Here is a 24,629-nt window from a genome sequence, read left to right as displayed (position 1 = left end):
ATGCGGCGCGAGCCGGGCGCTCGCGGGCTCCGAGCGGTCAGCCGTCGGCCAGGGTCGCCGCCACCGACTGGAACCACGCTCCGTACGAGAACGGCTCGGGCGGGTTGACCTCCATGCCGAGCTCTGCGGCGGCCAGGGCGTAGTCGCCTTCGTCCAGCGGGAGGGCGAGCAGCTCGTGGAGCTCGCCGACGAGGCGGGCGACGAGCTGCGGGTCGGTGGTGGCGGCGTAGTCCGCGACCGCGGCCTCGTGGTCGGGGAACTCATCGACGATGTCCTGCGAGAACCAGCCGCCCAGCAGCTGCCCGGTCTCGGGGAACCGTGCGTGCCACTCCCAGTGCGTCTGCGGGGTCGCCGGCGGCGGCACCTCGCCGTCCTCGATGCTCTGCTTGAGGTGGTCGGCGAGCACGAGGAGCCAGCCACCGATGGCGGACTGGGGAATCCCGACGTCGGGGACGGCGTAGAACTCGTCGAGGTCGATCCGCAGGCGCCCCGGGGGGTTGCGGCTGTACTCGCGCAGCTGGCGCTCCGCCTCCGCGATGGCCCAGGGGCGGGTGTGCCAGGTGTGGCGCAGGTAGGCGTCCAGCGCACGGCTGCGCTGCTCCGCCGTGTCGTCGGCGGGCCGGCCGAGGTAGGCGCGCAGCACCTGATCGAGCTCGCCGTAGCGCCGGTCGTGTTCGAGGGGCTTCATGGACACGGTCGGCTGCCTCTACGGGTAGAACGGGACGGTGGTCTGGACGACGAAACCGTGCGGGCCGGCGGGCTCGCGGCGCAGTACGACACGGGCGGCGCGGACCTCCACGGGTCCCTGGCCGGCGAGCAGCATCGCTTCCAACTGCACCCGGCCGACGGGCTCCTCACGGGACGGCCAGGCGGCCTCCAGGGTGAGGCGGGCCCGGGTTCCTTGGGCGAGCCAGCGGTGGATGACCTGCTCGTTGGCGGTCACCACCTGCTGGGTGGCCCACTGGGCGGTCTCCCGGTCGGGGTAGGTGGCGGATCGGGTCAGCATCGGATCATTGTCTCAATTCGCGTGGAACGACCAGAAGACTCCGACCTCGTCCGCGGACACCGCGATCAGGCCGAGGTCCATCATGTGGCCGGTGAGGGGATGGCCGCCTTCGAGGTCCCGCGCCGGGAAGTCGGGCGCGTCGCAGGTGCGGGCCCCGACCGCTCCGTGACGGCGCGGATGACCTCGGCCCCAGGTGGCGGCATCGACGGATCGGGTCGGCATGGATTCCTCCTCTCAGGGATCAGATGTCGTCGAATGCCCAGAACAGCCCGACCTCGGTGTCGGAGACGATGACCAGGCCGGCGTCCTCCCCGTAGAAGGTCATCGGGGTGTAGCCCCAGTGGGACGCCCCGAAGTCCAGCGTGTCGTCCTTGCGCGCGCCGACGGTGACGTTGGTGTAGCAGGTGAACGTGTCCCCGTAGCGGGCGAGGATGGTGCGGGCCATACTCTGCAGCTCGTCGAAACTCTCGGTGAACCTTTCGAGGTTCCGCAGGGTGCAGCCGCCGTCGGTGAGCGCGAGGAGGAGGTTCTCGGCACTCGCACGGTTGATCTCGTGCAACCGTTCCCCGATGTCGGCCGGGGTGAGCGGGCGGGACGGATCGGCCCTGACGGACGGACGGCAGAACGGGAAGTCGGGGTGTTCCTGAGAGCGCTCGTTCGCGGTGTCGTCGAGCCCGGCCCAGCCGCGCGGGTCGGGGACGGCGCGCGCCATGACGGCGAGCACGTCGGCCCGCCAGTCCTCGTGCGCGCGCGGACCGGTGGCGCTGAAGGTGAACGCGTCCTCGTAGAGGTGCCGTACCGCCGCTTCCCAGGACGTCTGGTCGGTGGACATTTCCGAAGGGCCTTTCTCAATCGCTGGGCATGGACGTCATGACGGTGAACGGAGGATTGCGGCTGCTGTCGTACTTGATCCTCGTGTCGATGCCCTTCACGTCATGCGCCTCGGCTTTGGTGCCGCCCCTCTGCCATCCGGACAGCGGTTCGTTCGGGTCCGTCGGCGCTCTGCTCACGCTGCGCCCGCTGACCCCGTCATCGGGCGCCGTCCCCTTCAACTCCTTCACGGCACCTTCGTCCGGCGGCGGTGGGCCCTTGATCCAGGCGTCGATCACCGCGGTGTTCTCGTTGAGGTTGTGCTGGGTGAGTTCCTGCGCCCGCTGGTAGTCCGGGAAGGCCGAGGAAGCCTTCGTCTTCGGTTTGCCGAACGGCCAGGTATCGGTCTGGTTGCCCTGCACCTGGTCGCGCAGACGCTGCATCAACTGCTCGTCTGTCTTGCCCACGTGCTTGTCCAGTGTGTGGCCGTCGGCCATGTACTCGTTGGCCGCCAGGTCCAGCGTGTACTTGCCGGTGGCCGAGTCGATCTTCAGCCAGGTCTGCGAGGTGCTCTTGAAGTCTTCCAGGGCCCGGGCGCCGAAGCCGTGGGCGCGGGCGACGCCGGCCTCGTACTTCGGGGCGCTCATGTGCGCTTCGTCCAAGACGTCCTTGAGCGCTTCCATGCGCGTGGTGAGGCCGTCCACGATGCCGGTGTACTTGTCCACGATCCGGTTGAGCTTGGCCTTGTCCAGGTTCAGGACCGTGTTGACGTCGAACTTCAGCAGGAGGCCGGTGGCCCCGCCGATCCCGCTGGCCACGCTGGTGACGGCGCCGGCGATGGTCTTGAGGCTGGGCTTCTCCTTGGCCTTCTCCAGGTCGTCGATGATGCTCATGGCGGCCTTCCTCATGGCCCGCTTGAGCTCTTCGAAGACGTCGTGGTTCAGCTCGACGGCGGCTTCCGCGTACTCGCGCAGACAGTCGCTGATCTTGATCGCCACGTCGGCCAGGACGGCCATCACCGGCTGACTGCCCGTGGCCGTCCGCGTCCCGGGCGGCGGGGTGGTGTGCGCCCACTGGTAGCCGTGCCGGGACTTGCCCCAGTCCGTCGCGCCCCACAGCGCGCTGCAGAACGTCCGCATGGCGGCTTCCCAGTCCGCCCGGCCGTGGTTGGTGATGGTGCCGATGATCGACGTCAGCTCGGCTGCCGTGTTGCCCGGGACGGTCGAGACGTTCATCCAGCTGTGGCAGTGCGAGTTGAGGTAGTGCTGCTCCGGGAAGGGGTGCACGTCCGCCACCTTGCCGACGCGGAACAGGTTCTTCGCGACGGGCTGCAGGACGTCCCGGACGATCTCCGGTATGCCCTCCATCGCACCGCGGATCAAGTCGTCACCGCCGTCGTCGTCACCCCACTTGATGTCGGGGACGCCGGCGAACTTGGGCTCCTTGTCGATCACCGTGGGCAACGGGCGCTGCTCCGCCGCCTGTCCGGGCTTGGGGTGTGCCGCCGCGTCGGCCTTGGTGTAGGCGTTGGCGGTCTCCGTGAAGCCGACGGCGACACCGCCGATGCTGACCACGCTCTTGCCCAGTACCTCCAGCCAGCGGTTGCCTATCTTCTTGTAGGCCTGCGCGAACTTCTCGGCGCTGGTGCCCGCCCCGCCGGCGTCCGGGTACTTCTGCAGCTCCTGCACGAGGGTGTTCCCACCGCGCATCATGGGGTCCTGCTGACCGGCGACTTGTCCGGAGACGGTCCACAGGCTCGACGGCTTGACGTCGATGTTGCCGCCTCCGGCGGGTGGCTGCGCCGGGCCGGGGCCCGGGGTGGGTCCGGCCATCAGGCGCCGCCTCCCCAACCCTGGAGCACCGACTTGTTCGCCGCGGCGTAGTTGAGATGGCCCTTGACCACGACCTCGTGGAGCCAGGCCTGCGCGGCCTTGAGGTCCTGGGCCGAGCGGTCCCACTTGTCCAGCTCGTCGATGAAGGCCTGCCGGGCCTCGCCGTCCCAGCTCAGAACGGCCTTCTTGGCGCGCTCGTAGAGCAGGTCCAGCTTCTCGTTGAGGTCCTTGAGGATCTCCTCCAAGTTACCCGACAGGCGCTGCAGGGTGGCGAAATCGACAGTTATCCGGTCGTCGTCCGACATGGTGGTGCTGTTCCTCGCTGCTCTCAGATGTCCTGCAGACGGCTCTGCGGGGCGGCCGGCTGGTCCGGCACGGTCAGGGCCTCGGCGGCCTCGGACACGTCCTCCCGGCTCTGCACGCGCTTGAACGCGGCCAGAACCTCCAGCTCCTGGGCCGTGAATCCGTCGCGGGAGGCCCTGGTCGCCTCTTCGAGGAGGGAGAGCACCTGCCGGATCCGCACGGCGTCCTCGGCGGCCCCCCGGTGCAGGGCGCGGTAGGCCGTGGCCGTGGGCCCTTGCCAGCCCGCCGCGATGCTGTCGACCACCCGGTCCATCTCGCGGATCTGACGCTCCAGATGGCCCTGCATCTGATCGAGATCGTCAGCGAGCTTGGTGAGGCCGTCCTCCGAGACCCTGAGATCGCCGTCCTGCATGTCCACCCCTCTTCGGCACTGCCGCATCAAATGCGTACGTACGTCTAAGAGTTTCGCAGGTCAGTGAGCCGGCTATTTGAGTACACGCACTCATGTTCGTATTTTTCTCGTGGAGTTCACTGGATCCATGACCCCGAACACCGCCCGCCACCCCCGCGCGTTCGTCGCACCGCTCGTCTCCACCCTGCTGACGCTGCCGCTCGCGGCCGTCGCGTTCTTCTTCGTCGGGCTGTCCCCGATGCCTGCGACTCCTGCGGTGACACGGCGAGCGACCGCTTCGACGCCTCCTAGACATCGCCTTCCCGGTGTTCGGGTCCGGCCTGGCCGTGGTCCTGGTCCTGCTGCTCGCCACGTGGGGGCTGCCCTGGCGGCGGCGCTACGCCGCCGCCAGGGTGTGGTTCGCGGTGACCGCCCCGGCCGCCGTCGTCCTCGACTTCATCGTCTTCAACGGCCTCGTCGGCTGGCCGTAGAACAGACCGTCAGCGCGTCTCGCGCAGCCAGCCCGCGACCTCGGTCGCCCAGTACGTGAGGATCGTGTCGGCACCCGCCCGCTTGATGCCCAGCAGAGCCTCCAGGATGGCGCGGTCGCGCTCGATCCAGCCCTTCTCCGCCGCCGCCTCGATCATCGCGAACTCGCCGCTGATCTGGTACGCCGCCACCGGAACGTCCACCGCCTGCGCGACCCGGTACAGGATGTCGAGGTAGGGGCCGGCCGGCTTGACCATCACCATGTCCGCGCCCTCCTCCAGGTCGAGGGCGAGCTCCCGCAGCGACTCCCGGGCGTTCGCCGGGTCCTGCTGGTACGTCTTGCGGTCGCCCTGCAGCGAGGAGCCGACGGCCTCGCGGAAGGGACCGTAGAAGGCGGACGAGTACTTCGCCGTGTAGGCGAGGATCGAGACGTCCTCGTGCCCGGTCTCGTCCAGCGCGTCGCGGATGACGCCGACCTGGCCGTCCATCATCCCGCTGGGCCCGACCACGTGGACGCCCGCGTCGGCCTGGACCTGCGCCATCTCGGCGTAGCGCTCCAGCGTCGCGTCGTTGTCGACGCGCCCGTGCTCGTCCAGCACGCCGCAGTGGCCGTGGTCGGTGTACTCGTCCAGGCACAGGTCCGACATGATCACCAGGTCGTCCCCGACCTCGGCCTTCACATCGCGGATCGCGACCTGCAGGATCCCGTCCGGCTCGGTGCCCGCCGTGCCCAGCGCGTCCTTGTTCTCGTCGGCCGGGACACCGAACAGCATGATCCCGGAGACCCCCGCCTCGACCGCCTCGACGGCGGCCTTCCGCAGCGTGTCCCGGGTGTGCTGCACGACGCCCGGCATCGCGGAGATCGCCAGGGGCTCGCTGATGCCCTCCCGGACGAACGCCGGGAGGATCAGGTCCGAGGGATGCAGCCGGTTCTCCGCGACCATCCGCCGCATCGCCGGGGTGGTGCGCAGCCGGCGGGGCCGCGAACCGGGGAAGGATCCGTACGCGCTCATCTTCAGTCGCCTCTTCGAGCATCGACAGCAGTCCGGACAAGGGTAGAGCCCGGGCCCCCCGCTCCCGGGCTCCACCCGTGCGCGGACCGTCCGCCGGTCAGCCCGAGGCCTCCACCGACAGGTACGGGGCCAGCGCCCGCAGGAAGTCCGGAGCGTCGAACATCGCCGCGGCCGAGGCCACGCCCGTCGTCCGGGTGCGCCCGGACAGCAGCCGCTCGGCGGCCTCCACCGCCAGCGGGGCCGTGACCGCGTAGATGTCCCGGCCGTGTGCGGTGGCGCGGCGTTCGACGCCGCCCGCACGGACCAGGACGTCGACGACGAAGGTCTGGTCCGAGCGCCCGAGGTCGTCGACCGCCTCCGGCGCCGGCGTGTCCGCCCCGGCCAGGTCCCGCGCGGCCTCCACGGCCATGTACGTACGCACCTCGGAAACGGCCACGTGGCTGGGCACGGTGACGACATCGGCCATGGTGAACTCCGCGATCACCGACCGCCGGCCGAGCGGCTCGGGGAAGACCCAGTCCTGCTCCGACAGCTGGTCGTCGTGGTACTGCAGGGCGCCGTCCGTGAACCTCACCCGGCGGCCCCCGCGGCGCTCGTGGGACACCGCGCCGGCCGTCCTGGTGCCCGCCGTGGGCTGCCAGTTGCTCAGCCCGTACGCGATGTGCACCTCGTCCGCCGCGGTCCACTCCCCCATGGCGGCGCTGACCAGCAGGTCGCCCAGGCCCCCGTAGAAGGCCATGGCCGGCACCACGGGCACCTCCGCCTTGCGGGCCGCTTCCGCGTGGTCGGCGAACATCGCCGCGTTCGCCTCGATCTCCGCCGCGACGTCGACATAGGGGATCCCCGCGCGCAGGGCCGCCCCGACGACCGGGCCGCCCGTCACCGCGAACGGTCCGGCGGCGTTGATGACGGCCGCCGCTCCGGCGAGGGCCCGGTCCAGGGAGGCCGGGTCGTCCACGGTGGCCGGGCGGACGAGCACATCCGCGCCCCCCGCCGCCAGCGCCTCCAACCGGGCTTCGTCGCGGCCGGAGATGATGGTGGCGATGCCGCGCCTGCGCAGCTCGGCGACGATGAAACGACCGGTGTGTCCCGTCGCCCCGTAGACCACCACCGCGCCGGCCGTACCCGCCCTGCGGTCCGTGCTGCCCACCGTGCTCATCGTTCTCCCCGTCCTCGTCGTCCTGGTGAGCCCAGTCTCGGGGCGGGCCGTGCCCGAACGTGATGGTCCGGAACGACATCACCCGTACACTTTCGGACATGCCCACTGTCGCCCTGGCGGCCGCCGGTCACATGCTGCACTTCGAGCTGGCGGTGGCCTACGAGATCTTCGGCAATCCCCCGCTCGACGCCCCGCAGGGCTGGTACGACGTACTGCTCTGCGGCCCCGGTCCGGTGCGCGTCGGCCCGTTCACCGTCGAGCCCGACCACGGCCTGGAGCGCCTGGTCCGGGCCGACACCGTGATCGTGCCCGCCTGCGCCGACGTGGACGAGCCGCCGCCGCCCGAGCTGGTCGACGCCGTGCGCGCGGCCCACGCGGCGGGTGCCCGGGTCGCGTCCCTGTGCACCGGGGCCTTCGTGCTCGGCGCCGCGGGCCTGCTGGACGGGCGGCGGGCCACCACCCACTGGGCGCACGCCGCGGAGCTGAGCGCACGCCACCCGCTGGCCGAGGTCGACCCGGACGTGCTCTACACCGACAACGGCAGCGTGCTCACGGCCGCGGGCAAGGCCGCCGCCGTGGACCTGTGCCTGCACCTGATCCACCTCGACCACGGCGCCGCCGTCGCCAACTCCATCGCCCGCCGTCTCGTCATGGCGCCGCACCGGCCCGGCGGCCAGGCACAGTTCGTGGCCACCCCGGTGCAGGTCACGGGCGGCGACCATCAGCTCGCCGGGCTGCTCGCCTGGGCCCAGCAACGGCTGGACCGGCCGCTGACCGTCACCGACATGGCGCGCAGGGCCAGTACGAGCCCGCGCCACCTGGGACGGCAGTTCCGGGCGGTCACCGGCCAGACCCCGCTGCAATGGCTGCTGACCCAGCGCGTCCGCCGCGCACAGGAGTTGCTGGAGACCACCGACGAGACCGTCGAGGCGGTCGCCGTCGCCACCGGCATGGGTACGGCGACGACGCTGCGCCGCCAGTTCAAGCGGGTCGTCGGCGTCCCGCCCGACAGCTACCGGCGCGCGTTCCGCAGCGCGAACCCCACCTGACGGCCGCTGCGTTCCGGGCCTGCGGGCCCACCCGTCCGTACACCGCCGCCGGACCCGCCTCCTGATCCGTCATCCGTCCCGGAACGACGAAGGGGCCCGGGCGCGGCATCCCTCCGCACCCGGGCCCCTCACCCGTTCCGCCGGCCGGAGTCCGGCCGGGGCTAACCCGCTCACGTCGTACGACGCCGCCGTGCCCCCGGCCGCCGCTCGCTCGGCCGGAACACCGTCTCGCCGGCCTCCTTGGCCGCCTCGCGGCGCGCCGCACCGTACTCGGCGAGGGCCTCCGCCAGCTTCGACACGGACGGCTCCGGGGACAGGACGTCCACGCGCAGCCCGTGCTCCTCCGCCGTCTTGGCCGTCGCCGGCCCGATACAGGCGATGACGGTCACGTTGTGCGGCTTCCCGGCGATCCCGACCAGGTTGCGGACGGTGGACGAGGACGTGAAGAGAACGGCGTCGAAGCCGCCGCCCTTGATCGCCTCGCGCGTGTCCGCCGGCGGCGGCGACGCGCGCACCGTCCGGTAGGCGGTGACGTCGTCGACCTCCCACCCGAGCTCGATCAGCCCGGCGACCAGCGTCTCGGTCGCGATGTCGGCCCGCGGCAGGAACACGCGGTCGATCGGGTCGAAGACCGGGTCGTACGGCGGCCAGTCCTCCAGCAGTCCGGCCGCGGACTGCTCACCGCTGGGCACCAGGTCCGGCTTCACGCCGAACTCCACGAGCGCGGCGGCGGTCTGCTCGCCCACCGCGGCGACCTTGATGCCGGCGAAGGCACGCGCGTCGAGCCCGTACTCCTCGAACTTCTCGCGGACGGCCTTCACGGCGTTGACCGAGGTGAAGGCGATCCACTCGTAGCGGCCCGTCACCAGGCCCTTCACCGCGCGCTCCATCTGCTGCGGGGTGCGCGGCGGCTCCACGGCGATGGTCGGCACCTCGTGGGGCACCGCGCCGTAGGAACGCAGCTGGTCGGAGAGCGAGGCGGCCTGCTCCTTGGTACGCGGTACGAGGACCCGCCAGCCGAACAGCGGCTTCGACTCGAACCAGGACAGGTCCTCGCGCCGTGCGACGGCGCTGTGCTCACCGACCACGGCTATGACGGGCCGGGCGCCCTCGGGCGAGGGGAGCACCTTGCCCTGCTTGAACACCTGGGCGATGGTGCCCAGCGTCGCGCACCAGGTCCGCTGCCGCGTGGTGGTACCGGCGACGGTCACGGTCAGCGGGGTGTCGGGCTTGCGCCCGGCGCTCACCAGCTCGGCGGCGGCCGCCGGGACGGTCTCCAGCGTCGCGGACACGACGAGGATGCCGTCGCTCGCGCCCACCTCGCTCCAGCAGCGCGCCGAGGCGGTCTTCGCGTCGACGAACCGCACGTCCGCGCCCTGCTTGTCGCGCAGCGGGACACCGGCGTACGCGGGCACGCCCACCGCGGTCGCGACACCGGGCACCACCTCGAAGGGGATACCGGCGGTGGCGCAGACGAGCATCTCCTCGGCGGCGTTGCCGTCGAGCCCGGGGTCGCCCGTGACGGCACGCACGACCCGCCTGCCGGAGCGTGCGGCCTCCATGACAAGATTGGCCGCGTCCCGGATCACCGGGACCCCGGCGGCCGCTGACACTTCATCAGCAATCGTCAGCTGCGGCGTGTCGACGTTCGCCCGCGCATGAGTCCGTACGACCTCGAGCACCTCGGGCTCCGCGATCAGTACGTCCGCGGCGGCGAGCGCCTCGACGGCGCGCAGCGTCAGCAGACCCGGGTCGCCCGGGCCGGCACCGAGGAAGGTGACGCGTCCGTGGGCGGCGACGGCCGGATAGGCGGAGGTGGTCGGAATTGAGGGGTTCAAAGCGATCGCTCCCCCATCAGACCGGCCGCGCCCTTGGCCAGCATCTCGTCCGCGAGTTCGCGGCCGAGCGCCATGGCCTCGTCGTACGACTGGGGCACGGGACCGGTGGTGGACAGCTGCACCAGCGTCGTGCCGTCGAGGGTTCCGACGACGCCGCGCAGGCGCATTTCATTGACAATCTCCCCGTCGGCCAGCAGGTCGGCGAACGCGCCCACAGGGGCGCTGCAGCCTGCCTCCAGGGTGGCGAGCAGGGAACGCTCGGCGGTCACGGCGGCCCGGGTGTGCGGGTCGTCGAGTACACCGAGCGCGGCGACGAGGTCCGTGTCGGACGCGAGGCACTCCACGGCCAGGGCGCCCTGGCCGGGTGCCGGCAGGACGCTGTCGACGGACAGCAGGTCGGTCGCTTCGTCACCGCGCCCGATCCGGTTCAGACCGGCGGCCGCCAGGACGACCGCGTCGAGCTCACCGTCGTGGACGAAGCCGATCCGGGTGTCGACGTTGCCGCGGATGGGCACCGTCTCGATCCGCTTGCCGAGCGACAGCGCCAGGTGGTTGAGCTGGGCGGTGCGCCGCGGCGAGCCGGTACCGATCCGGGCACCGTCGGGCAGCTGCTCGAAGGTCAGACCGTCCCGGGCGACGAGCGCGTCCCGCGCGTCCTCGCGGCGCGGCATGGCCGCGATCACGAGGTCGTCGGGCTGCGCGGTCGGCAGGTCCTTCAGCGAGTGCACGGCGAAGTCGACCTCTCCGCGCAGCAGCGCGTCGCGCAGGGCGGTGACGAACACGCCCGTCCCGCCGATCTGCGAGAGGTGCTCGCGCGAGACGTCGCCGTAGGTCGTGATCTCCACGAGCTCGACGGCCCGGCCGGTGACGGCCCGTACCGCGTCGGCGACGTGCCCCGACTGGGACATGGCCAGCTTGCTCCGCCGCGTACCGAGCCGCAGCGGCTGGTCGGGACGTGTGTTCATGATGCCCGTCCTGGGTCGTCGTCGTTCATCGGATCGGCCGCGTCCGCCCGGCTGACGGAAGCAACCGTCTGAGGGTCGAGGTCGAAGAGTTCGCGCAGCGCTTCCGCGTACCCGGCGCCGCCGGGCTCGCTCGCGAGCTGCTTGACGCGCACGGTCGGCGCGTGGAGGAGCTTGTCCACGACGCGGCGTACGGTCTGGGTCACCTCGGCGCGCTGCCGTTCGTCGAGGTCGGGCACGCGCCCGTCGAGCCGCGCCACTTCCATGGCCACGACCTCGGCCGCCATGGCGCGCAGGGCGACGACGGTGGGCGTGATGTGCGCGGCCCGCTGCGCCGCCCCGAAGGCCGCCACTTCCTGGGCGACTATCCCGCGTACGGCGTCGACGTCGGCCGCCATCGGGGCGTCGGCGGACGCCTCCGCGAGCGACTCGATGTCCACGAGCCGGACGCCCGGGATCCGGTGCACGGCCGCGTCGATGTCCCTGGGCATGGCCAGGTCGAGCAGCGCGAGCCGGACGGTGGTCGCGTGGGCTTGCGTACGGGTGGTCCTGCGGGGCTGCCGCTGTGCGGCGGCCTCGCCCTGGTCGGCCCAGGTCCCGTGCAGTTCGAGGGAGTTGGCGTCGACCCCGGTCAGCGCGGAGCGCCCGTCCGGCCCGACGGGACACCCGTCGGCCTCGGCAGGAGCACTGATGGTCCGAGCAGCCCCGGCGTCGGCCAGCCGCCCTCCGTCCCGGGCAGCGGCAACGAGCCGCGCGACAACGGCCGCATCCACCGATTCCAGCCCCGCCGGCGATTGAGGCGCGGGGTCCGGGGCGGAGCCCCGTTCTTCCAGCCCCGCCGGCGATTGAGGCGCGGGGTCCGGGGCGGAGCCCCAGGACACGGCGTCCAGCACGTCGTCGGCGGTCAGCACGAGCCCCGTCGCACCGGTGCAGGACACCACCACGTCGACTCGTGTCAGCTCATCGGCGACACGCGCCATCGGCACGGCCACGGCCGAAACCCCGGTGCCCGAGGCAACCAGAATCTCCGCAAGCCGCTCCGCCCGGTCGGCGGTCCGGTTCGCCACGACGATCTCGCAGACCCCGACCCGCGCCAGCGTCGCCGCGGCCAGCGAGGACATCGACCCGGCGCCGATGACCAGCGCCCGCTTGCCCGCGGCCCACTCGGCCACCGGCACGTTCACGGCCAGCTGCTCCAGCCCGAAGGTCACCAGCGACTGACCGGCCCGGTCGATCCCGGTCTCGGAGTGCGCCCGCTTGCCGACCCGCAGCGCCTGCTGGAACAGGTCGTTGATCAGCCGCCCGGCGGTGTGGAGCTCCTGCCCCAGCGCCAGCGCGTCCTTGATCTGGCCGAGGATCTGCCCCTCGCCCACGACCATCGAGTCCAGGCCGCACGCCACCGAGAACAGGTGGTGCACCGCCCGGTCCTCGTAGTGCACGTACAGGTACGGGGTGAGCTCCTCCAGCCCGACCCCGCTGTGCTGCGCGAGCAGCGTGGACAGCTCGGCGACGCCGGCGTGGAACTTGTCCACGTCCGCGTACAGCTCGATCCGGTTGCAGGTGGCCAGCACGGTCGCCTCGGTCGCCGGTTCGGCGGCGAGGGTGTCGTGCAGCAGCTTCACCTTGGCATCGGCGGACAGCGAGGCCCGCTCCAGCACGCTCACGGGTGCGCTGCGGTGGCTCAGCCCTACGACGAGCAGACTCATGCCGGCATCACCGCCGGCACGTCACCCTCGGGCCCGCCCTTGCGCTGCTCGGCGGTGGTCCGCCCGGCCGGCGGCACCACGGCCGCGGCAGGTGCGGCGCCGCCCACGGAGGAGCCGCCGGCGGCAGCGGCGGCCGCTTCCTCGCCGGCCTTGCGCTGCTCGTGGAAGGCGAGGATCTGGAGCTCGATGGAGAGGTCGACCTTGCGCACGTCCACACCCTCGGGCACGGACAGCACGGTGGGCGCGAAGTTCAGGATGGAGGTGACACCGGCCGCGATCAGCCGCTCGCTGACCTGCTGGGCCGCACCGGCGGGCGTCGCGATGACACCGATCGAGACGCCGTTCTCCTCGATGATCTTCTCCAGATCATCGGTGTGCTGCACGGACATGCCGGCGACCGGCTTGCCGGCCATCGCCGGGTCGGCGTCGATGAGGGCGGCGACACGGAAGCCGCGCGCGGAGAAACCACCGTAGTTGGCGAGGGCGGCGCCGAGGTTACCGATGCCGACGATGACGACCGGCCAGTCCTGGGTCAGGCCGAGCTCGCGGGAGATCTGGTAGACGAGGTACTCGACGTCGTAGCCGACGCCGCGGGTCCCGTAGGAACCGAGGTACGAGAAGTCCTTGCGCAGCTTCGCGGAGTTGACTCCGGCGGCGGCCGCGAGCTCCTCGGAGGACACCGTGGGCACCGATCGCTCGGAGAGCGCGGTGAGGGCACGCAAGTACAGCGGAAGCCGGGCGACAGTGGCCTCGGGAATACCTCGGCTGCGCGTCGCCGGTCGGTGAGTTCGGCCAGTTGCCACGATGCTCCTGCGGGATGAGCGGGGCTGCAGGCGGCCACTTGTCCCAGGACCGCCCCGTCGACAGCAGGCTATGCCTTTGTGAACGCGTGCACAAAGATTGTGTCCGCTTTGTCCGACCAAAGTGACCGGGGTCACGCGACTCCGGCACGTAAAGCCGGAACCATCGGCACGTCGAACCCGTTCAAATCCCAAAGGGGGCAAAACCGTGCACACTCCTCACAGATACGCCCCCGAGACCCCATAAATCGCCCATGATGGTACCCGGGAAGAGGGTCAGGCCTCCAACGCCCGCCGGAGCCGGTCGGGGTTCACCCTCCAGAAGGTGTGCTGCTCGCCGTCCACGAGCACGACCGGAATCTGCTCCCAGTGCAGCCGGTAGAGCTCCTCGTCCTGCGAGATGTCCTTCTTCTCCCACTGCGCACCCGTCTCGGCGCACACCTTCGCGACCACCTCCTCCGCCTCGTCGCACAGGTGGCACCCCGGCTTCCCGATGAGCGTCACCGTCCGCTCGCCGGGCTGCTTCTTTTCCTTACGGCGCAACAAAGGGCTCATGCCACCCATTCTCCCGCGCCCTCACGTAACAGCAGCGCCCCGAAGAGTTCACGCCTCCGCATCCCATCGGTTCGGGAACTCCCGAACACAGTGGCTATGCTCGCGTCATGGCCGCTCTCGGATGGCTCCCCCCTCGTCGACGCTCCGCCACCGCACGCAGCGTGCTGGCGGGCGAGGCCTCGGCCGAGGCCGCCCGCAAGACCGCTCTGGCCGAGGCCCCGGCGTTCCCCGAACCCGAAACGGAACCGGAAGCCCTCGTCGAAGAGGGCCCGGACCAGACCCCGGACGAGCCCGTCTTCCCGGTCGCCGGCGACGACCTCGCCGCCGCCTTCTTCGACCTCGACAACACCGTCATGCAGGGCGCCGCGATCTTCCACTTCGGCCGCGGCCTCTACAAGCGCGAGTTCTTCCGGCGCCGCGAGCTCGCCCGCTTCGCCTGGCAGCAGGCCTGGTTCCGGCTCGCCGGGGTCGAGGACCCCGAGCACATGCAGGACGCCCGCGACAGCGCCCTGTCCATCGTCAAGGGCCACAAGGTCTCCGAGCTGATGGCGATCGGCGAGGAGATCTACGACGAGTACATGGCCGAGCGGATCTGGCCGGGCACCCGCGCCCTCGCGCAGGCCCACCTCGACGCCGGCCAGAAGGTGTGGCTGGTCACGGCCGCCCCCGTGGAGACGGCCACGATCATCGCCCGCCGCCTCGGCCTGACCGGGGCCCTGGGCACCGTCGCCGAGTCCGTCGACGGGATCTACACCGGCCGCCTGGTCGGCGAGCCCCTGCACGGCCCCGCGAAGGCGGAGGCGGTCCGCGCGCTGGCCGCCGCCGAGGGACTGGACCTCGAACGCTGCGCCGCGTACAGCGATTCGCACAACGACATCCCGATGCTGTCACTGGTCGGACATCCGTACGCGATCAATCCCGACACAAAACTGCGCAAGCATGCCCGTACCAACGACTGGCGGCTGCGCGACTATCGGACCGGCCGCAAGGCCGTGAAGGTCGGCGTCCCGGCGGCCGCCGGCGTCGGCGCGATCGCGGGCGGCGCGGCCGCGGCCATCGCCCTGCACCGCCGCCGCAAGTAACAACGCCAGGCCCGGGGCCCACGCGCCCCGGGCCTGCCGGGCCACGGCCCGGCCCTGCGCATTCGCTCACCTCTACCCGCGCCCCCGGCGCGGCACTCCGGCATGCCCGACCCGGTCGCGGGACCCCTTGGAAGCGTCCATTCCGCGTACCCAAGCGATCAAGAATCGATCACCAACTGCGACTGAATATGCCCTCGACACGCAACAGAAGTGTCGGAACCGGTGATTTGAGCAACTGGGTGTAGCGCTGCCTGTACGAAGCGTTATTCTCCTCAAACGCATGCCACCGGCCATCTGTCGCCACGACGGGTGAACGGTCCCGCACTGCACGTGATGGAAGCTCTGCCTCTGGGAGTCCCGTGTACCCACCTGTCGGGGTTGACGCCTCGGGCCTGGCTCAGCTGCGCGCAACGGTCCTCGACCACCTGCGCGGCTTCGTCCCCACCGCGTACGCCGTCCCCGCCTTCGCCGCCGCAGTCCCTGCCGGCTTCGGCCCGGCCGGTCCTTGCTATGCCCTGACCGACGGCGGCGCGACGGTGGGCAGACGAGGTCGCGCCGCCGGCGGCTCGAACGCCGCCGGCACCGGCACCCAGGCCACCCACCGCCGCCCCACGGCGGACAGCGACCAGGCCCGCATGATGGACCTGGTCGAACGCGCCCAGGCGGGCGAGGCCGAGGCCTTCGGCCGCCTCTACGACCAGTACAGCGACACGGTCTACCGGTACATCTACTACCGCGTCGGCGGCAAGGCGACCGCGGAGGACCTCACCAGCGAGACGTTCCTGCGCGCGCTGCGCCGGATCTCCACCTTCACCTGGCAGGGCCGCGACTTCGGCGCCTGGCTCGTGACGATCGCCCGCAACCTGGTGGCGGACCACTTCAAGTCCAGCCGCTTCCGGCTGGAGGTCACCACCGGCGAGATGCTCGACGCGAACGAGGTCGAGCGCAGCCCCGAGGACTCCGTCCTGGAGTCCCTCTCCAACGCGGCCCTGCTGGAGGCCGTACGCAAGCTCAATCCGCAGCAGCAGGAGTGCGTGACCCTGCGCTTCCTGCAGGGCCTCTCGGTCGCCGAGACGGCCCGGGTGATGGGGAAGAACGAGGGCGCCATCAAGACGCTCCAGTACCGGGCGGTGCGCACCCTGGCCCGCCTCCTCCCCGAAGACGCCCGCTGACCCTCCGACACCACACAACCTCACATTCGGTGACCCCTCGATGACGCTGTGGTCAGATCATCCTTCGTCCGTAACCCAAGTGCCGCGACGCTCGTTGTGCGGAATGCAGGCTCCCTGTGGACACGCTTTGCCCGAAGCCGCTCACTCGAAAGTGTGGACGCGCTCAAGGAAGGCAACCTTCCGGACACCTTGGGGAGTCGATCGTCATGACGAGAGGAGGTGCCGCCAGTGATCGCGAACGTGACCCCGCACCGGCGGGCGAACGCCTTCGCCCAGGCCCTGGAGGATCGGACCCCGTCCGATCTTCCAGATCCGGACTCGGCGGCCGAGCAGTCCGAGGCACCTGCCGAACCTGCCGACCACGACCGGCTGTTGGCCCTGGCGAGCGTGCTCGGCGAAAGAATGCCGCGCCCAGTGCTGGACCCCGAGGTCAAAGTGGTGCAACGAGCCCAGCTCATTGCCGCCATGGAGGCCATGGTGCTGGAGGAGAGGGCCGGGGGCGGTGCCGCCTCGGACCCTCAGCTGCCCGAACAGCGGGCCGGCCGCGGCGCCCACCGGGCGACCCCGCTCCGGAAATTGCGGCCCCGCTCCCGCTGGTCCAAGGGCATCGCAGCGGGCGGCCTCACCGTGGGTGTGGCCGCAGGGGCCTTCAGCGGAGTGGCCGCTGCCAGTTCCGACGCCCTGCCCGGTGACCACCTCTACCCCGTGAAGCGGGGCATGGAGGACCTGAAGCTGGGGATGGCCGACGACGATTCGGACCGGGGCGAGCTCTATCTCGACCAGGCCTCGAACCGTCTGTCGGAAGCCCGCCGGCTGATGGAACGAGGCCGGCTGGGCGACCTGGACCACGAGTCCCTGGGCGCGATCCGCCGGGCGCTGGCGGGCGTGAAGCACGACGCGGAGGAAGGCCACCGCCTCCTCCAGGCCGCGTACGAACGGGACGGCTCGCTCGGCCCGATCCAGAAGCTGTCGTCGTTCTCCCGCTCCCACCGCGACGCGTGGGGCAAGCTCCGCGAGAAGCTCCCGGCGCAGCTCACGGACGTGGGCGGTGAGGTGGAGTCGGTCTTCCAGGCCATAGACGAAGACGTGGCGCCGCTGCGGAGCCTGCTTCCCAAGGCACCGGAGCAGACCCGCGGCACCGGAGGGACCCCCGGCTCGTCCGCCAAGCCGGGCGGCACCCCCAGCGGCGCCCACCAGTCCGCCCCGGCCGCCGGCACGCCGTCCGGCAGCCCCGCGGCGCCGTCCCCATCGGGCAGCTCCCGGCCCCCCGCCGGCGGCCTCCTCGGCGGTACGGGCGACCTGCTCAACCCGCCCGCGGGACAGTCGGCCCCGCCCCCCTCGGGCACGCAGGAGAGCCCGAAGCCGGACATCACCATCCCGCCCCTGCTCCCGGGACTCCTCCCGGGCCTGGGCCTGGGCGCGGAGGACGCCGAGTAACCGGAAGGGCGGGGCTGCCGAGGCAGCCCCGCCCTTTCCTTCAGCCATCCGCCCTTCGGCTCTTCCGCCGACAGCGCGTCAGAAGAACACGGACCGCCGCTGCACCAGCAGCTTGTAGAGCGTGTGCTGGATCTGCTCCCGCACCTGGTCCGTGAGGTTGAACATCAGCATCGGGTCCTCCGCCGCCTCCGCGGCGTACCCGTCCGTCGGGATCGGCTCCCCGAACTGGATCGTCCACTTCGTCGGCAACGGCACCGCACCCAGCGGCCCCAGCCACGGGAACGTCGGCGTGATCGGGAAGTACGGGACCCCCAGCAGCCGTGCCAGCGTCTTCGCGTTGCCGACCATGGGGTAGATCTCCTCCGCCCCCACGATCGAGCACGGGACGATCGGCGTGCCCGCCCGCAGCGCCGTCGACACGAACCCGCCGCGCCCGAACCGCTGCAGCTTGTACCGGTCCCCGAACGGCTTCCCTATCCCCTTGAAGCCCTCCGGCATCACACCGACCAGCTCTCCGGCCTCCAGCAGCCGCTGCGCGTCCTCGGCGCACGCCAGGGTGTGCCCCGCCTTGCGGGCCAGCTCGTTGACCACCGGCAGCATGAACACCAGATCCGCCGCCAGCAGCCGCAGGTGCCGCTCCGCCGGGTGGTGGTCGTGCACGGCGACCTGCAGCATCAGCCCGTCGAGCGGCAGCGTCCCGGAGTGGTTCGCGACGATCAGCGCACCGCCCTCGGCCGGGATGTTCTCGATGCCCTTGACCTCGACACGGAAGTACTTGTCGTACAGCGGCCGCATCAGGGACATCAGGACCTGGTCCGTCAGTTCCTTGTCGTAGCCGAAGTCGTCGACCTCGTAGTCCCCGGTGACCCGCCGCCGCAGGAACGCCAGACCGCCGGCGATCCGCCGGTCCCAGCTGTCGCCGGGCGCCGCGGCAGACGCCGGCCCGGGAGCCGCCGGCGGCTCCACCACCGGCTCGGCAGCGGGCACCGCCCGCACCCGGCGGGGGATCCGCCGCCGCGGCCGGTCCTCGTCGAACGGAATGACCTTGGCGTCCGCCACTATCGCTTCGCTCCTTCAGCCGCGTAGGCGTCGTCCTTGAGCCTGTCGAGCCCGTTTGCGTCCAGCATGGCCGCCACCCGGTCCACGACCCGTCCGACCCGCTCCGGCGGCAGCAGGCCGGTCCCCCGGCTCCGCGCGAAGTCCGCGAAGGTCTCGGCGGTCGTGTAGAGCGGATCGAAGCCGAGCACCTCACGCATCTGCGTGGTCTCCACGACCCGGCCATGGGTGAGCAGCCTTATCTGCTCCGGCGAGAAGTCACTGGCCCCGACCGCCCGCAGCGCGGCGCCCACCCAGTTCAACGCGGGCAGCAGCAGCGGCAGCGTGGGCCGCCCGAGCCGCCGCGAGCACTGCGACAGCAGCAGTACGCCGTCACCCGCGATGTTGAACGTGCCGCTGTTCAGGGTCCCGCGCCTGGGCTCCCGCGCCGCCAGCCGCAGCACTTCGAGGACGTCGTCCTCGTGTACGAACTGCAGCCGCGGGTCGTACCCCAGCACGGTCGGCATCACCGGGATCGAGAAGTACTCGGCGAGCGCCGAGTCCGCGAAGGGCCCCAGGATGTTCGCGAACCGCAGGACGCACACCGCGACGTCCGGCCGTCTGCGCGCGAAGCCCCGTACGTAGCCCTCGACCTCGGCGGCGTCCTTGGCGAAGCCGCCCGCCGGGAGGGATTTCGGCTCCGTGGTCTCGGTGAAGACGGCCGGGTCCCGGGGGGTGCCGCCGTAGACGCTGGTACTGGACTTCACCACGAGCCGTCGTACCGTCGGCGATTTCTGGCAGGCCCCGAGGAGCTGCATGGTGCCGATGACGTTCGTTTCCTTGACGGTGCTGTGCGCACCGCCCGTTCCCGCACTGCCTCCGGTGACCGCAAGATGGACCACCGTGTCCACGGCGTGCTCGGCCAGCACTCTGGCGATCGCCGACTGTCTGATGTCCGTACGGACGAACTCCGCCGATCCGAGCCGGTGCGGCGGTGTCATCGCGTCCACCGCGATCACCCGCTCGACGTCCGGGTCACGCTGGATCCGGCGCACGAAGCGGCCGCCCAACTGCCGGGCAGCCCCGGTGACGAGTACGACCTTCCCCACGAGCTCAGCGCCTCCCTCGAAGAAGTCCCCCGGCTGCACCGCAGCCCCTCCACCAGGATGGTGGAGGGGCTGCGGAGAACACGTACAGCTGCCGTTTACTTCTTGTTACGGCGCTGGACGCGGGTGCGCTTGAGCAGCTTGCGGTGCTTCTTCTTAGCCATCCGCTTGCGCCGCTTCTTGATAACAGAGCCCACGACTACCCTCGCTCACTTCTCTTCACTGGTGCGGGGCGTCTGGGCCCACACGACCTACGTCGGCCTAGCCTACCCGCCCGAGCTCTGAGCTTGTAATCCGAGCGCTTCCGCGTCGTAGCCAGGGGCGTCCCGAGCCTCAGTCTCAGGCCGACTCCACCCCCACATAGGACTCTCGGAGGTACTCGTGGACCGCGTTCTCGGGGACCCGGAAGGACCGGCCCACCCGGATTGCGGGCAGATGGCCGTTGTGCACCAGCCGGTACACGGTCATCTTCGACACTCGCATCACCGAGGCGACCTCCGCCACGGTCAGGAACTGAACCTCACTGAGAGGCCTCTCGCCAGCAGCCATGACACACCTTGACCTTCCGCGCATGACGGGCACCGGCTTCCCCTCCGGTTACTCCTCGTCGTCGCACGCTCACTCCCCAGAGTAGGGGCGCGTGATACGAGTGGGGAAGAGGAGCTACGGCCACTCCTGCCGCCCCGTCAGACTCGCGCGGCCGAGCACGTACCGCGTGAGCGGTCGGTAGTAGTCCGCTCGCACCGCGTCATCAAGTGGAACGGCCACCGAGACCCGCCCCTCGGCCTCCCCGACGAACAGCGCGGGATCATCCGTATCCGCCAGCCCGATGGCCTCCACACCGAGCTGACCTGCACCGCAGACCCACCCGTGGTCCCCCACCACCAGCTCCGGCAGCGGCCCGCCGGCCTCCGCGAGAGCCCCCAGCGCCACCCGAACCGGCAGCGGCGAATGGGTGTGCACGCCGGTCGCACTCCCCGGCACCCGCACGCCGGGTTCCCGCACCAGTGCGACCCCCCGTACGTATTCGATGCTGTACGTGCGTACGCCGAACCGGGTCGCCATGTCGACACTCACCCCCTGCGCCGGAGTGAGGACAACACATCCCGCCGCCGACAGCGCCTCCGCCAAACCGGCGTAGAAGCCCAGGAGCCGATGCGGATGGCCCGTCCCGAACAACACCGGCGACCGCGCCCTCGCCGCCTCGCACAGCCGCCCCGCGAAGGCCTCCAGCGCGGCCACCGTCCGCTCCGGATCGATCACGTCCGGCCCACTGACGTGCGCCGGATCCGCCGAGACGCCGCACTTGTCCGCCATCAGCCTCAGCAGATCGCCCTCGCCCCACGCCCACTCCGGATCCAGCCCCAGCATCACCCGCGGATCCCGCGCCGCGAACAGCCGGTAACTGCGCAGGCTCTCCTCCCGGGAGGTGGCGACGGGCCCGGCCAACCGGGCGGCCAGCAGATGCGCACGCAGCGCGCCGGTGCTCAACACCCTCCGATGCTGCCCCAACGCATCTGGCGGTTCATCAATTCCACCGAACAGCCCCACAGTTGGCGTAACAATGCATCAGCTCCGGACGCGCCTGCCGGCCGCACGCTCAGGGCAGCATGCCGCGCAGCGGGAACACCGCCCGGCGCGTGGCCAGAACGGCCTGATCCGTCCGGTCCGCCGGGTCGTAGCCCGCGTCCCAATCCGGCCACGCCGGCGTCCGCCCGTCCGTCATCCGGGCCGGCGCCAACTGCCGCGTCCGCGCGTACACCTCGTCCCGCCACGAAGCGGGCACCGCCGTCTCGGGATCCACCGGCCGGTGCGCGGCGATCCCCACCAGATGCGTCCACGACCGCGGAACGACGTCCACCACCGCGTACCCGCCCCCGCCCAGCGCCAGCCACCGCCCGTCCGCGTACTCGTGCGCGAGCCGGTGACAGGCCTCCTGGACGGCCCGCTGGGCGTCCAGCGAGACCGCCAGGTGCGCCAGCGGGTCCTCGAAGTGCGTATCGGCCCCGTGCTGGGTCACCAGCACCTGCGGCCGGAAGTCCGCCAGCAGCTCCGGCACGACCGCGTGGAAGGCCCGCAGCCAGCCCGCGTCCCCGGTCCCGGCGGGCAGCGCGATGTTCACCGCCGACCCCTCCGCCCCCGGGCCGCCGGTCTCCTCGGGCCAGCCGGTCTGCGGGAACAGCGTCCGCGGATGCTCGTGCATCGAGATGGTCAGCACCCGCGGGTCGTCCCAGAAGGCCGCCTGCACACCGTCCCCGTGGTGCACGTCCACGTCCACGTACGCGACCCGCTCGGCCCCCAGCTCCAGCAGCCGCGCCACCGCCAGCGAAGCGTCGTTGTAGACACAGAATCCGGCCGCCCCGCCCGGCATCGCGTGGTGCAGCCCGCCGGCGAAGTTCACCGCGTGCTCGGCCTCACCGTGCCAGAGCGCCTCCGCGCCCGCCACGGACTGCCCGGCGATCAGCGCGGACGCCTCGTGCATCCCGTGGAAGGCCGGATCGTCCAGGGTCCCCAGTCCGTACGAACCGTCCGCGGCCCCCGGGTCGGCGGACACCTCGCGCACCGCGGCGACGTAGTCCTCCCGATGGACCAGCCGCAGCGTCGAATCCCCGGCCGCCGGCGCCGCCCGTACCTCCATCTCCCGGTCCAGCCCGAAGGCACGCACCAGGCCCATGGTCAGCGCCAGGCGCAACGGGTCCATCGGATGGCTCGGTCCGAAGTCATACCTCGTTACCGCCTCGTCCCACATCAACAGCCCGGTCACCGGCTCGCCGCTCATGCCGGACACCGTATCGGGCGCCCTCGGAACCGAACGAGCGGGCTTGGAAGAGTGTCACGAGGACCAGCGCCATCGGCACCAGCATCGCGCCCCGGTAGCTCCAGGCGTCGCCGACCGCCCCGACGAGCGGAGACCCGATCAGGAAGCCGACGTAGTTGAAGATGTTGAGCCGCGCGACGGCCGTGTCGGACGCCCCCGGGAACAGGCGCCCCGCGGCGGCGAAGGTCTGCGGCACGATCACGCACAGCCCGATCCCCAGCAGCGTGAAGCCGAGCATCCCCACCCACGCCCCCGGAGCCGCCGCCACCACGGCGAACCCGGTCGCCGCCACCAGCGTCCCGCCCCGCACCACGGCGGCCGCCCCGAAGCGCCGCACGCCCAGGTCCCCGACGGCCCGCCCCACGAGGGTGGTCACCATGTACACGTTGTAGGGGACGGTCGCCATCTGCTCCGAGCTCCCGAGCACGTCCTGGAGGTACTTGGCACTCCAGTTCGCCACCGTGGAGTCCCCGATGTACGCGCACGCCATCACCAGGCAGAGCGGCAGCAGCAGCTTGAACCCGCCGGCCCCCAGCCCCTTCCCGCCGGTCTCCCCCGGACCCGCCGGCCCGTCGGCATAACGCCGGCTCCCCAGCAGCGCCAGCGGCAACAGCACGGCCACGGCCGGCAGATAGCTGACGAAGAGGTTCAGCTCCCAGTGCGCCCCCGCCCACGCGGCCGAGGCCCCCAGGATCCCGCCGAGGCTGTACGCGGCGTGGAAGCCGAGCATGATGCTCCGCCCGTACGCCCGCTGCAGACTGACCCCGAGCATGTTCATCGAGGCGTCCAGCGCACCCACCGACAGCCCGAACGCCCCCAGCGCCACCGCCACGTGCCACATCTGGCCGCCGGCCCCGACACCCAGCAGGGACAGCAGCACCAACGGCTGCGCCCACCGCAGTACGACGCTGGGCGCCACCCGCTTCACCAGGTGCTCGGTGGCCACGCTCGACGCCCCCGCGAGGACCGGCACGGCCGCGAGGAAGGCGGGCAGCAGGCCGTCGGATATCCCGTACCGGTCCTGGATGGCCGGGATCCGCGTCACGAGCAGCGCGAAGGCGACGCCTTGCACGAAGAAACTGAACCCCAGAGCGCCGCGGCCGCGCCGCAGCCGCACATCATCCGTCATGGCGGGTCAGCGTAGGCCCACGGGCTACCCGTGGGTAGAGAGATCACATACCCAGTCCGGCCTCCAGCCCGAGCAGTCCGGTGAGCTGCTTCATGTCACCGAAGTGCCCGGTGGCCCCGGGGAGCTGGTCGGCGGGCAGCATCGCCGTGAACGCGTACACGTCCATGCCCGCGGCGACGGCGGCCTGGATGCCGAGCGGACTGTCCTCGATGACCACGCAACGGGCGGGCTCCACGCCCATCTGCCGCGCCGCGTGCAGGTACAGATCGGGAGCCGGCTTCCCCTGGCCCACGTCCTGCGCGCTGAAGATCCACTCCTCCTCGAACCACCCGTCGAGCCCGGCCACCCGATGCCCGACCCGGATCCGGTCGTGACTCCCGGAGGAGGCCAGGCAGTACCCGACCCCCTGCGCGGTCAGCGCCCCCAGCACCTCCTCCACGCCGGGGACGGGCTTCAGCTCCTGCTCGAACGCGGCGACGGTCCGCGCGCGCAGGGTCTCGTCGAAGTCGGCCGGCAGCTGCTGCCCGGTCCGCTCGACGACGAGGTCGTGCACCCGGTGCACGGCGGCCCCCATGTAGTCGCGGACCGACTCCTCGTAGGTGGTCGGGTGCCCCAGCTCGGTCAGGTACCCGGCGAGGATGCTGTTGGCGAGCGGCTCGCTGTCCACCAGCACGCCGTCGTTGTCGAAGATGACGAGGTCGTAGCCCATACCCCCACAGTACGAACTAAAGGGACGTAGGGCCCGTCTCGCCGGGCCGCCGACGACGCGTCACCGGACTGCTGCGGCCATTCGGACGACAGACGGGAGGCGTGCGGCCGGCCCGGTCCGCGTCGATCTGGCCGTGAACGCAGAAAAGCCCCGCACCGAGCCCTGTAAGGGCTGGTGCGGGGCTTCCGCAATGATTGTTCGGCGGCGTCCTACTCTCCCACAGGGTCC

At 71.3% G+C, this 24,629-nt stretch carries 27 protein-coding genes; 5 read left to right on the top strand and 22 right to left on the bottom strand.

Going from position 1 to position 24,629, the window contains the following annotated elements; genetic code table 11:
* Positions 1-37 precede the first annotated feature (37 nt).
* From ACFY04_RS40645 to ACFY04_RS40615, 7 genes are read right to left on the bottom strand one after another with little or no spacing between them, the layout of a single operon-like run.
* Positions 38-694, bottom strand: coding sequence for a contact-dependent growth inhibition system immunity protein (locus tag ACFY04_RS40645; RefSeq protein ID WP_389125589.1), 657 nt, complete (start codon positions 692-694; stop codon positions 38-40).
* Between the two features lie 12 nt (positions 695-706).
* A complete protein-coding gene (locus tag ACFY04_RS40640) occupies positions 707-1,006 on the bottom strand; it encodes an RNase A-like domain-containing protein (protein WP_389125586.1) in 300 nt (99 codons plus the stop codon).
* A gap of 12 nt (positions 1,007-1,018) precedes the next feature.
* Positions 1,019-1,228: a hypothetical protein gene (locus tag ACFY04_RS40635; protein ID WP_389125584.1), complete on the bottom strand. Its 210-nt coding sequence runs from the start codon at positions 1,226-1,228 to the stop codon at positions 1,019-1,021.
* A gap of 19 nt (positions 1,229-1,247) precedes the next feature.
* Positions 1,248-1,838 (bottom strand): hypothetical protein, encoded by a 591-nt coding sequence (locus tag ACFY04_RS40630; protein WP_389125581.1) that lies wholly within the window; start codon positions 1,836-1,838, stop codon positions 1,248-1,250.
* A gap of 16 nt (positions 1,839-1,854) precedes the next feature.
* A complete protein-coding gene (locus ACFY04_RS40625; RefSeq protein WP_389125579.1) occupies positions 1,855-3,648 on the bottom strand; it encodes an RNase A-like domain-containing protein in 1,794 nt (597 codons plus the stop codon).
* On the bottom strand, positions 3,648-3,953 hold the full coding sequence (locus tag ACFY04_RS40620; protein ID WP_389125576.1) for a WXG100 family type VII secretion target: 306 nt from the start codon (positions 3,951-3,953) through the stop codon (positions 3,648-3,650). The genes ACFY04_RS40625 and ACFY04_RS40620 overlap by 1 nt, the downstream gene beginning before the upstream one ends.
* A 23-nt stretch (positions 3,954-3,976) precedes the next feature.
* Positions 3,977-4,363, bottom strand: coding sequence for a WXG100 family type VII secretion target (locus ACFY04_RS40615; RefSeq protein WP_389125574.1), 387 nt, complete (start codon positions 4,361-4,363; stop codon positions 3,977-3,979).
* Positions 4,364-4,668: 305 nt separating this feature from the next.
* Between ACFY04_RS40615 and ACFY04_RS40610 the strand changes: the two genes are divergently transcribed.
* A complete protein-coding gene (locus ACFY04_RS40610; protein WP_389125573.1) occupies positions 4,669-4,833 on the top strand; it encodes a hypothetical protein in 165 nt (54 codons plus the stop codon).
* A gap of 9 nt (positions 4,834-4,842) precedes the next feature.
* Here the strand turns inward: ACFY04_RS40610 and hemB are convergent, their stop codons facing one another.
* Together hemB and ACFY04_RS40600 are read right to left on the bottom strand one after the other, a co-directional pair.
* Positions 4,843-5,844 (bottom strand): porphobilinogen synthase, encoded by a 1,002-nt coding sequence (hemB, locus tag ACFY04_RS40605; protein WP_389125570.1) that lies wholly within the window; start codon positions 5,842-5,844, stop codon positions 4,843-4,845.
* 97 nt (positions 5,845-5,941) lie between these two features.
* Positions 5,942-7,003: a saccharopine dehydrogenase family protein gene (locus tag ACFY04_RS40600; protein ID WP_389125568.1), complete on the bottom strand. Its 1,062-nt coding sequence runs from the start codon at positions 7,001-7,003 to the stop codon at positions 5,942-5,944.
* 98 nt (positions 7,004-7,101) lie between these two features.
* Here ACFY04_RS40600 and ACFY04_RS40595 point away from each other — a divergent pair, with 98 nt between their 5' ends.
* Positions 7,102-8,052, top strand: coding sequence for a GlxA family transcriptional regulator (locus ACFY04_RS40595; RefSeq protein WP_389125566.1), 951 nt, complete (start codon positions 7,102-7,104; stop codon positions 8,050-8,052).
* A gap of 170 nt (positions 8,053-8,222) precedes the next feature.
* Here the strand turns inward: ACFY04_RS40595 and ACFY04_RS40590 are convergent, their stop codons facing one another.
* The 5 genes from ACFY04_RS40590 to ACFY04_RS40570 all read right to left on the bottom strand — a co-directional run bounded on the left by ACFY04_RS40590 (position 8,223) and on the right by ACFY04_RS40570 (position 13,922).
* On the bottom strand, positions 8,223-9,890 hold the full coding sequence (locus ACFY04_RS40590) for a uroporphyrinogen-III synthase (RefSeq protein ID WP_389125563.1): 1,668 nt from the start codon (positions 9,888-9,890) through the stop codon (positions 8,223-8,225).
* Positions 9,887-10,855 carry a hydroxymethylbilane synthase gene (gene hemC, locus ACFY04_RS40585; RefSeq protein WP_301368100.1) on the bottom strand — a complete coding sequence of 323 codons (969 nt, stop codon included), beginning with the start codon at positions 10,853-10,855 and terminating at the stop codon, positions 9,887-9,889. The genes ACFY04_RS40590 and hemC overlap by 4 nt, the downstream gene beginning before the upstream one ends.
* Positions 10,852-12,558 carry a glutamyl-tRNA reductase gene (locus ACFY04_RS40580; RefSeq protein WP_389125561.1) on the bottom strand — a complete coding sequence of 569 codons (1,707 nt, stop codon included), beginning with the start codon at positions 12,556-12,558 and terminating at the stop codon, positions 10,852-10,854. The genes hemC and ACFY04_RS40580 overlap by 4 nt, the downstream gene beginning before the upstream one ends.
* Positions 12,555-13,361 (bottom strand): redox-sensing transcriptional repressor Rex, encoded by an 807-nt coding sequence (locus ACFY04_RS40575; RefSeq protein ID WP_326588687.1) that lies wholly within the window; start codon positions 13,359-13,361, stop codon positions 12,555-12,557. The genes ACFY04_RS40580 and ACFY04_RS40575 overlap by 4 nt, the downstream gene beginning before the upstream one ends.
* Before the next feature lie 273 nt (positions 13,362-13,634).
* Entirely contained in the window at positions 13,635-13,922 is a 288-nt protein-coding gene (locus ACFY04_RS40570) for a glutaredoxin family protein (protein WP_301368103.1), read from the bottom strand.
* A gap of 98 nt (positions 13,923-14,020) precedes the next feature.
* On the opposite strand from ACFY04_RS40570, the gene ACFY04_RS40565 reads away from it, so the two are divergent.
* The 3 genes from ACFY04_RS40565 (at position 14,021) to ACFY04_RS40555 (ending at position 17,604) form a co-directional block, all read left to right on the top strand.
* Positions 14,021-14,995 (top strand): HAD family hydrolase, encoded by a 975-nt coding sequence (locus tag ACFY04_RS40565; protein WP_389125557.1) that lies wholly within the window; start codon positions 14,021-14,023, stop codon positions 14,993-14,995.
* Between the two features lie 359 nt (positions 14,996-15,354).
* Positions 15,355-16,167 (top strand): ECF subfamily RNA polymerase sigma factor, BldN family, encoded by an 813-nt coding sequence (locus ACFY04_RS40560; protein ID WP_314247776.1) that lies wholly within the window; start codon positions 15,355-15,357, stop codon positions 16,165-16,167.
* Positions 16,168-16,395: 228 nt separating this feature from the next.
* Entirely contained in the window at positions 16,396-17,604 is a 1,209-nt protein-coding gene (locus tag ACFY04_RS40555) for a DUF5667 domain-containing protein (RefSeq protein ID WP_389125555.1), read from the top strand.
* Positions 17,605-17,682: 78 nt separating this feature from the next.
* Here the strand turns inward: ACFY04_RS40555 and ACFY04_RS40550 are convergent, their stop codons facing one another.
* The 8 genes from ACFY04_RS40550 to ACFY04_RS40515 all read right to left on the bottom strand — a co-directional run bounded on the left by ACFY04_RS40550 (position 17,683) and on the right by ACFY04_RS40515 (position 24,401).
* Complete coding sequence (locus tag ACFY04_RS40550) at positions 17,683-18,663, bottom strand: lysophospholipid acyltransferase family protein (protein WP_389125552.1); 981 nt, start codon at positions 18,661-18,663, stop codon at positions 17,683-17,685.
* Positions 18,663-19,748 (bottom strand): NAD-dependent epimerase/dehydratase family protein, encoded by a 1,086-nt coding sequence (locus ACFY04_RS40545; RefSeq protein ID WP_389125549.1) that lies wholly within the window; start codon positions 19,746-19,748, stop codon positions 18,663-18,665. The genes ACFY04_RS40550 and ACFY04_RS40545 overlap by 1 nt, the downstream gene beginning before the upstream one ends.
* A 95-nt stretch (positions 19,749-19,843) precedes the next feature.
* A complete protein-coding gene (locus ACFY04_RS40540) occupies positions 19,844-19,942 on the bottom strand; it encodes a 30S ribosomal protein bS22 (RefSeq protein WP_003948845.1) in 99 nt (32 codons plus the stop codon).
* 142 nt (positions 19,943-20,084) lie between these two features.
* Complete coding sequence (locus ACFY04_RS40535; RefSeq protein ID WP_008738568.1) at positions 20,085-20,294, bottom strand: helix-turn-helix domain-containing protein; 210 nt, start codon at positions 20,292-20,294, stop codon at positions 20,085-20,087.
* Positions 20,295-20,408: 114 nt separating this feature from the next.
* Positions 20,409-21,239, bottom strand: a complete 831-nt coding sequence (locus tag ACFY04_RS40530; protein WP_373038724.1) for a phosphatase — start codon at positions 21,237-21,239, stop codon at positions 20,409-20,411.
* A gap of 106 nt (positions 21,240-21,345) precedes the next feature.
* Positions 21,346-22,494, bottom strand: coding sequence for an acetoin utilization protein AcuC (locus ACFY04_RS40525; protein ID WP_389125625.1), 1,149 nt, complete (start codon positions 22,492-22,494; stop codon positions 21,346-21,348).
* A complete protein-coding gene (locus tag ACFY04_RS40520; RefSeq protein ID WP_389125546.1) occupies positions 22,466-23,692 on the bottom strand; it encodes an MFS transporter in 1,227 nt (408 codons plus the stop codon). Before ACFY04_RS40520 ends, ACFY04_RS40525 begins: the two co-directional genes overlap by 29 nt.
* A gap of 43 nt (positions 23,693-23,735) precedes the next feature.
* Positions 23,736-24,401 (bottom strand): HAD family hydrolase, encoded by a 666-nt coding sequence (locus ACFY04_RS40515; RefSeq protein ID WP_389125543.1) that lies wholly within the window; start codon positions 24,399-24,401, stop codon positions 23,736-23,738.
* Positions 24,402-24,629 lie beyond the last annotated feature (228 nt).

This window comes from Streptomyces sp. NPDC001549 (genome assembly GCF_042894025.1).
Lineage (GTDB): Bacteria > Actinomycetota > Actinomycetes > Streptomycetales > Streptomycetaceae > Streptomyces > Streptomyces kutzneri.
Note: the sequence above shows the minus strand (reverse complement) of the source record. Positions and strands in the feature narration are given on the sequence as shown.